Annotated in this window: 15 protein-coding genes; all 15 read right to left on the reverse strand. The window is 69.0% G+C overall.

The annotated features are described in order from the left end of the window. Nucleotide 1: 1 nt before the first annotated feature. Entirely contained in the window at nucleotides 2-709 is a 708-nt protein-coding gene (gene rplE, locus HYV93_04975; GenBank protein MBI2525316.1) for a 50S ribosomal protein L5, read from the reverse strand. Nucleotides 710-714: 5 nt separating this feature from the next. Next, nucleotides 715-1,041 (reverse strand): 50S ribosomal protein L24, encoded by a 327-nt coding sequence (gene rplX, locus HYV93_04980; protein MBI2525317.1) that lies wholly within the window; start codon nucleotides 1,039-1,041, stop codon nucleotides 715-717. A gap of 20 nt (nucleotides 1,042-1,061) precedes the next feature. Continuing rightward, nucleotides 1,062-1,430, reverse strand: coding sequence for a 50S ribosomal protein L14 (gene rplN / locus HYV93_04985; protein ID MBI2525318.1), 369 nt, complete (start codon nucleotides 1,428-1,430; stop codon nucleotides 1,062-1,064). 31 nt (nucleotides 1,431-1,461) lie between these two features. Beyond that, the gene (rpsQ, locus tag HYV93_04990) at nucleotides 1,462-1,683 is read right to left on the reverse strand and encodes a 30S ribosomal protein S17 (protein ID MBI2525319.1); all 222 of its coding nucleotides are present in this window, start codon (nucleotides 1,681-1,683) and stop codon (nucleotides 1,462-1,464) included. A gap of 173 nt (nucleotides 1,684-1,856) precedes the next feature. Next, nucleotides 1,857-2,081 carry a 50S ribosomal protein L29 gene (gene rpmC, locus HYV93_04995; protein ID MBI2525320.1) on the reverse strand — a complete coding sequence of 75 codons (225 nt, stop codon included), beginning with the start codon at nucleotides 2,079-2,081 and terminating at the stop codon, nucleotides 1,857-1,859. A gap of 7 nt (nucleotides 2,082-2,088) precedes the next feature. Then, nucleotides 2,089-2,505 carry a 50S ribosomal protein L16 gene (rplP, locus tag HYV93_05000; protein ID MBI2525321.1) on the reverse strand — a complete coding sequence of 139 codons (417 nt, stop codon included), beginning with the start codon at nucleotides 2,503-2,505 and terminating at the stop codon, nucleotides 2,089-2,091. A gap of 5 nt (nucleotides 2,506-2,510) precedes the next feature. Further along, nucleotides 2,511-3,158 (reverse strand): 30S ribosomal protein S3, encoded by a 648-nt coding sequence (rpsC, locus tag HYV93_05005; protein ID MBI2525322.1) that lies wholly within the window; start codon nucleotides 3,156-3,158, stop codon nucleotides 2,511-2,513. A gap of 2 nt (nucleotides 3,159-3,160) precedes the next feature. Further along, nucleotides 3,161-3,532 carry a 50S ribosomal protein L22 gene (gene rplV, locus HYV93_05010; GenBank protein MBI2525323.1) on the reverse strand — a complete coding sequence of 124 codons (372 nt, stop codon included), beginning with the start codon at nucleotides 3,530-3,532 and terminating at the stop codon, nucleotides 3,161-3,163. A 7-nt stretch (nucleotides 3,533-3,539) separates the two neighbouring features. After that, on the reverse strand, nucleotides 3,540-3,833 hold the full coding sequence (gene rpsS, locus HYV93_05015) for a 30S ribosomal protein S19 (protein MBI2525324.1): 294 nt from the start codon (nucleotides 3,831-3,833) through the stop codon (nucleotides 3,540-3,542). Nucleotides 3,834-3,845: 12 nt separating this feature from the next. Then, a complete protein-coding gene (gene rplB, locus HYV93_05020; GenBank protein MBI2525325.1) occupies nucleotides 3,846-4,670 on the reverse strand; it encodes a 50S ribosomal protein L2 in 825 nt (274 codons plus the stop codon). 4 nt (nucleotides 4,671-4,674) lie between these two features. Next, nucleotides 4,675-4,965, reverse strand: a complete 291-nt coding sequence (gene rplW, locus HYV93_05025) for a 50S ribosomal protein L23 (protein MBI2525326.1) — start codon at nucleotides 4,963-4,965, stop codon at nucleotides 4,675-4,677. Next, nucleotides 4,962-5,591, reverse strand: a complete 630-nt coding sequence (rplD, locus tag HYV93_05030; protein MBI2525327.1) for a 50S ribosomal protein L4 — start codon at nucleotides 5,589-5,591, stop codon at nucleotides 4,962-4,964. The genes rplW and rplD overlap by 4 nt, the downstream gene beginning before the upstream one ends. A 2-nt stretch (nucleotides 5,592-5,593) precedes the next feature. After that, nucleotides 5,594-6,265 carry a 50S ribosomal protein L3 gene (rplC, locus tag HYV93_05035; GenBank protein MBI2525328.1) on the reverse strand — a complete coding sequence of 224 codons (672 nt, stop codon included), beginning with the start codon at nucleotides 6,263-6,265 and terminating at the stop codon, nucleotides 5,594-5,596. Between the two features lie 19 nt (nucleotides 6,266-6,284). Beyond that, nucleotides 6,285-6,605: a 30S ribosomal protein S10 gene (gene rpsJ, locus HYV93_05040; protein ID MBI2525329.1), complete on the reverse strand. Its 321-nt coding sequence runs from the start codon at nucleotides 6,603-6,605 to the stop codon at nucleotides 6,285-6,287. Nucleotides 6,606-6,609: 4 nt separating this feature from the next. Next, the coding region (locus tag HYV93_05045) for an elongation factor Tu (GenBank protein ID MBI2525330.1) at nucleotides 6,610-6,686 on the reverse strand (77 nt) is incomplete at its 5' end.

Raw genomic sequence — 6,686 nt, forward strand, 5'->3', positions numbered from 1 at the left:
CTCAGGACTCCCTGAAGGGCACGCCGAGGTGGGTCAGCAGCGCCTTCGCCTCTTCGTCGGTCTTTGCGCTGGTCACCATGACGACGTCCATGCCGCGCACCTTGTCCACCTTGTCGTACACGATCTCCGGAAAGATCACCTGCTCCTTGAGCCCGAGCGCGTAGTTGCCGCGGCCGTCGAAGGCCTTCGGGGCCACCCCCTTGAAGTCCCGCACACGCGGCAGCGCCACGTTGACCAGCCGGTCCAGGAACTCCCACATCCGGGCCCCGCGGAGCGTGACCTTGCACCCGATCGGGGCGTTCTCCCGCAGCTTGAAGTTCGCGATGGACTTCTTCGCGCGCGTGACCACCGGCTTCTGGCCCGTGATGGCCTGCAGATCCGCCGTGGCGAAGTCGAGCACCTTCGCGTTCTCCTTGCCCTCGCCGACCCCCATGTTGATGACGATCTTGGCGAGCCTGGGCACCTGGAAGGGGTTGGTGTAGCCCCGCTCCTTCATGAGGGCGGAGATCACGGTGGCCCTGAACCGCCCCTGCAGCCGCGGCGGCACCGCTCCCGTCGCCTTCGGGCGCGTCGCGGGAGCCGCGGGGGCGGGAGCCGGAGTCCCCTTGCCGCCCTTCCCCGCCTGCGCCGGCTGCTTCTTGCCGGTGGCGCCGGCAGGTCCTCCCTGAGGGGCCTTCTGTGCCTTGTCAGCCTTCTTCGCCTCGGCCATGGTCTTTACGCCTTGTCGATGATCTCGCCAGACTTCCTGGCGATGCGGGCCTTCTTGCCGTCCGCCAGCAGCCGGACACCGACCCGCGTGGGTTTGTCGGTCCGGGGATCCACCAGCATCACGTTCGAGAGGTGCAGCGGCGCCTCCCGCTCGATGATACCGCCCTGGCGGAGCTTCTGGGTCGGGCGCTGGTGCTTCTTCATCATGTTGAGCCGCTCGACGAGGACGCGTCCGTCGGCCGGGAACACGCGGAGCACCTTGCCACGCTTCCCCCGCTCTCGCCCCGCGACCACCACCACCGTGTCCCCCTTGCGAACGTGCGACTGCGCCATGATGGTCCTCGGTGGCCTCCCTAGATGACTTCCGGCGCCAGGGAGATGATCTTCGTGAACTGCTTGTCCCTGAGTTCCCGGGCCACGGGGCCGAAGATGCGAGTCCCGACCGGGTTGTCGTCGGCCTTGAGCAGGACGACCGCGTTGCGGTCGAAGCGGATGTAGGAGCCGTCCTTCCGCCCCACCTCCTTCACGGTGCGCACGACGACGGCGCGGGCCACCTCGCCCTTCTTCACGGTGCCGTCCGGCGCCGCCTCCTTGACGGCGACGATGATGATGTCGCCCAGGGAGGCGGTCCGCTTGTTCCCGCCACCCATCACGCGGATACACTGGGCCTTCTTGGCTCCGGAGTTATCCGCCACGTCGAGCATCGTCCTGGGCTGGATCATGGCTCTGTCGCGCTCTCTCCCTCGGAATCCCTCATGACACGCGGGTCAGGATCTCGCGGATCTGCCACCGCTTGCCCTTGGACAGCGGCCGCGTCTCCTCGAGGAGGACCCGGTCCCCGGTCTTGCTGGCATTGGTCTCGTCATGGGCCTTCATGCGTTTGGTCCGCCGCACCACGCGCTCGTACCGGGGGTGGCGGAAGACCCGCTCGATGAGGACCACGCGGGTCTTCGTCATCTTGTCGCTGATCACCATGCCCTCTCGGGTCTTCTTGTCTCCCACGTTGGTCCTTTCACCTGGGGCGGGCACCCGGGCTGTCGCCCGCCCGCCCCCGCCGGATCCTCACGCCCGCCCGTTCCCTCGCGCTCCCCCAGCTGCCGTCACCCCGCGGGCACCCGGGCTGTCGCCCGCCCGCCCCCGCCGGACAGCTACGCTTGCTTCTTCGGCTGCGTTTCGCCCGCCGCCGTCACCTCACGCTGGCGCAGTACGGTCTGGACCCGCGCCAGGTCGCGCCGGGCCTGACCCACGCGGGACGGGTTCTTGGCCACCCCCATGGACAGCTGGAACCGGAGGTTGAATAGCTCCTCGGTCAGCTCCTTGGCCTTCTGCGAGAGCTCCTCGCCCGACATCTCACGCCACTTGGCCGCCTTCATGGTCGCCTCAGGCCGTCCGCGTCCGGGACACGAACTTGGTCTTGATCCCGAGCTTCTGGGCCGCAAGCCGGAAGCCGTCCCGCGCCGTGGCCTCGTCGACGCCCTCCATCTCGTAGAGGATGCGGCCCGGCTTGACCACCGCCACCCAGAACTCGGGGTTGCCCTTTCCCTTGCCCATCCGGGTCTCGGCGGGCTTCTTGGTGACCGGCTTGTCCGGGAAGATCCGGATAAAGATCTTCCCTCCCCGCTTCACGCTCCGCGCGAGCGAGACCCGGGCCGCCTCGATCTGCCGGTTGGTCACCCACCCCGGCTCCAGCGCCTTGAGCCCGTAGTCGCCGAAGGCAAGCGTCGACCCGCGCTGGGCCTTGCCGGCCATGCGGCCGCGCTGGGCCTTGCGGTACTTGACGCGCTTGGGCATCAGCATTGCGGCTAGACCTCGCCCGGTCGCTGCGTGGGAAGAACCTCACCTTTGAAAATCCACACCTTGACCCCGATAGCACCGTACGTCGTGTGGGCCTCCGCGAGTCCGTAGTCGATGTCCGCGCGGATCGTGTGCAGCGGCACCCGACCATCCCGGTACCACTCGCGGCGGGCAATCTCGGCACCGCCCAGACGCCCCGAGCAGGCGATCCTGATGCCGTCGGCGCCCAGCCGGAGCGCCGACTGCACCGCCTTCTTCATGGCGCGCCGGAACGCCACCCGCTTCTGGAGCTGCAGCGCGACGTTCTCGGCGACCAGCTGGGCGTCCAGCTCCGGGTGCACCACCTCCTCGATGTTGAGGTGGACCTCCTTCGCCGTGCGGCCCTGGATCTCGTTCTTCAGCTTCTCCACCTCGGCACCCTTCCGGCCGATGATGATTCCCGGCCGGGCGGTGAAGATGGTGATGCGCGCCCGGTTGGCGGAGCGCTCGATGTCGATGCGCGAGATCCCGGCGTGGTAGAGCGCGGACTTGATGAAGCGCCGGATCTTCACGTCCTCGTGCAGGAGGGCGGCGTAGCCCTTCGTGGCGAACCACCGGGAGCTCCACGTGCGCGTGGCGCCCAGCCGGAACCCGACCGGATGTGTCTTCTGCCCCATGGTTACCTCGCGCCCGCCCGCCGCGACTCGACCCGGGGCGTCTCGTCGGAGAGCTGGATGGTCAGGTGACTGGTCCGGTGCTTGATGAAGAACGCGCGCCCCATGGCGCGCGGCGACACACGCTTCAGCGAAGGCCCGCCGTCGGCGATCGCCTTGACCACGCGGAGGTCATCGAGGTTCCGGACCTGGTGGTTGTGCTCGGCGTTGGCGATGGCCGACCGCAGGACCTTCTCGATCAGCCGGGCGGCGCTCTTCGGCGCGAGCTGGAGCGTCGCGAGCGCGTCGCCCACGGACTTGCCGCGGATGTGATCCAGCACGAGCCGGGCCTTGCTGGCCGACACCCGGATGTAGCGCGCGGTCGCCTGCGTCTTCATGGCCGACTCAGGCCTTTCCCGTGGGGGAGGTCGCGGCCTTCTCCGACGCGCCGTGCGCCTTGAAGGTCCGCGTCAGGGCGAACTCGCCCAGCCGATGCCCGACCATGTTCTCGGTGATGTAGACGGGGATGAACTTCTTCCCGTTGTGGACGGCCAGCGTGTGGCCGACGAACTCCGGCAGGACGGTGGAGCGGCGCGACCAGGTCTTCAGCACCTTCTTCTGGCGCGCGCGGTTGAGATCCTCGATCCGACTCTGCAGCCGGGCCTCGACGTACGGTCCCTTGCTCAGCGAGCGGCCCATGTCGTCCTCTCCCTACCTGGTCCTGCGCGTGACGATGTAGCGGTCGGACGGCCTCGCGCCTCGCCGTGTCTTGTAGCCCTTGGTAGGCTTCCCCCACGGGGTCATGGGATGATTGCCCTTTCCCTTGCCTTCGCCGCCCCCCATGGGGTGGTCGACGGGGTTCATCACCGTCCCCCGGACCGTGGGCCGGAAGCCGCGCCAGCGCACCCGTCCGGCCTTCCCGACGGAGACGTTCTCGTGATCCAGGTTCCCCACCTGGCCCACGGTCGCCATGCACTCGAGCTTCACCTGTCGCACCTCTCCGGAGGGCAGCTTGAGGTTGGCATGGTCACCTTCCTTCGCCAGCAGCTGCGCCAGGGTGCCGGCGCTCCGGCAGAGCTGCCCACCCTTGCCGGGCTGGAGCTCCACGTTGTGCACGAGCGTGCCCAGCGGGATGCTCCGGAGGGGCAGGGCGTTCCCCGGGAGGATGTCCGCCTGCGGGCCGGACATCACGACATCGCCCGGCTTGAGCCCGAGGGGCGCGATGATGTAGCGCTTCTCCCCATCCCGGTAGTGCAGCAGCGCGATCCGAGCGGAGCGATTCGGGTCGTACTCGATGCCCGCCACCCTGGCCGGGATGCCCAGCTTCTCCCGCCGGAAGTCGATGTCGCGGAGCATGCGCTTGGCGCCGCCGCCCCGGTGCCGGACCGTGATGCGACCGGCGGAGTTGCGCCCGTTGGTGCGGCGCTTGGGGGAGAGCAGGCTCTTCTCCGGCGTCGTCTTCGTGATCTCCTCGTTGGTGAGGAGCGTCATGTAGCGCCGGGCGGGCGAGGTGGGCTTCAGTGTCCGGATTCCCATGCGTCTATGCCCCTTCCACGAGCTCGATCTTGTGGCCGGGCGCAAGCGTCACGATGGCCTTCTTCCACGACGACCGGCGGCCCTCGAAGCGCCCCATCCGCTTCCACTTGCCCTCGCGGGACTGGGTACGCACATCCGCCACCTTGACGTTGAAGACCCGCTCCACGGCCTGCCGGATCTCCACCTTGTTGGCGTCCACGGCGACCTGGAAGGTCACGGCGTTGAGGTCTTCCTTCTGCTGCATGCTCTTCTCGGTCATGACCGGTTTGAGCAGCACGGTCCGGGGGTCCCTCATTTCGCGAGTGCCTCCTGCAGGGCGAGAACGGCCCCGCGCTCGGCGATCACGCGGCCGTTCCTGAGGAGCGCGTAGGCCGACGTCTGCGTCGGCGTCTCCAGCTGGAGCCATGGGATGTTCCGCGCCGCGCGGTCGAGGGCCGGCGTCAGCGCGGACACCACGAGCAGGGTCGGGCCGGAGGCGACGCCGAGCCCCTTGAGCCAGCTGGCGAGGGCCCTGGTCCTGGGCTCCGCGACGCCGACATGCTCCACCACCGTCACCTCCCCCGCCGCGACCTTGGCGGCGAGCGCCGCGCGGAGCGCCGCCCGCCGCATCTCGACGGGCATGCGCTTGTCGTACTTCCGCGGCGTGGGCCCGAAGGGCTTACCGCCGCCCTTCCACTGGGTCGCCCGGATGGAACCCTGTCGCGCGCGCCCCGTCCCCTTCTGCCGCCATGGCTTCCGGCCGCCGCCGGACACCTCGCTCCGCCCCTTCGTGTCGTGCGTACCGGCCCGTCTCGCGGCCAGCTCGCGGACCACGCTCTGGTGCAGGAGGGCCGTCCGGATCGGCCCGCCGAACACCTCGGCGGACAGCTCCAGCGTCCCCTGGGCCTTGCCGTTCTGGTCGAGCACGGGAACACTGGGCATGGCTACTTCGCCCCCTGCGCCTTCTGCTGGGCCTTGGTCTGCTTCACGCTCTTCCTCACGACGACGACCCCACCGCGGGCGCCCGGCACCGCCCCGCGCAGGAGGAGAAGGTTCCGCTCCGGGAGCACACGCACCACGGGGAGGTTCAGCACGGTCCGCCGGTCGCCACCCATGCGGCCCGGGAGGTGATGCCCGGGCCAGACGCGCGACGGATCGGAGGAGGCCCCGATGGAGCCCGGCGCCCGGTGGAACATGGAGCCGTGGCTCTGATCGCCGCCAGACCAGCCGTGGCGCTTGACGCCACCCTGGAAGCCCTTGCCCTTGCTGACGCCCACCACGTCCACCAGCTCGCCGGGCGCGAAGAGCGCGGCCGTGAGCGTCTGCCCCACCTGGTAAGGCTGGAGCGCCTCGGTCTTCTGCAGGCGGATCTCCCGGAGGACCTTCATCGGCGTCGCGATGCCCACCTTCTTGTAGACGCCGGCCATCGCCTTGGTCGCGTTCTTCTTTCGCGGCAAGAACCCCAGCTGCAGCGCGTCGTAGCCGTGCGTGGCCGTCGTGCGCACACCCACGACCGTGCACGGGCCCAGCTCCACCACGGTGACCGGGATCATGGCCCCGTCGTCTCCGAAGACCTGGGTCATCCCCACCTTCCGGCCGATCAGCCCTTCCTTCATCGCCATGGTGGTGGTCTCGCTAGAGCTTGATCTCGACGTCCACGCCGCTCGGCAGCTCCAGCTTCATCAGCGCGTCCACCGTCTGCGGCGTCGGGTCGAGGATGTCGAGCAGGCGTTTGTGAGTGCGCATCTCGAACTGCTCCCGCGACGTCTTGTCCACGTGCGGCGAGCGGAGCACCGTCCACCGGTTGATGATGGTGGGCAGCAGGACGGGACCCGTGACCCGCGCGCCGGTCCGGCGGACGGTCTCCACGATCTCCTTCATGGAGCGGTCGAGGAGATGGTGATCGTAAGCCTTCAGCCGGATGCGGATCTTCTGGTCGGCGGTGAGGGTGACCATGTGCCTACTCCGCGATCTCCGCCACCACGCCGGCCCCCACCGTCCGCCCCCCCTCCCGGATCGCGAACCGCAGCTCCTTCT

The organism is Candidatus Rokuibacteriota bacterium, from assembly GCA_016188005.1.
Classification (GTDB): Bacteria; Methylomirabilota; Methylomirabilia; order Rokubacteriales; family CSP1-6; genus UBA12499.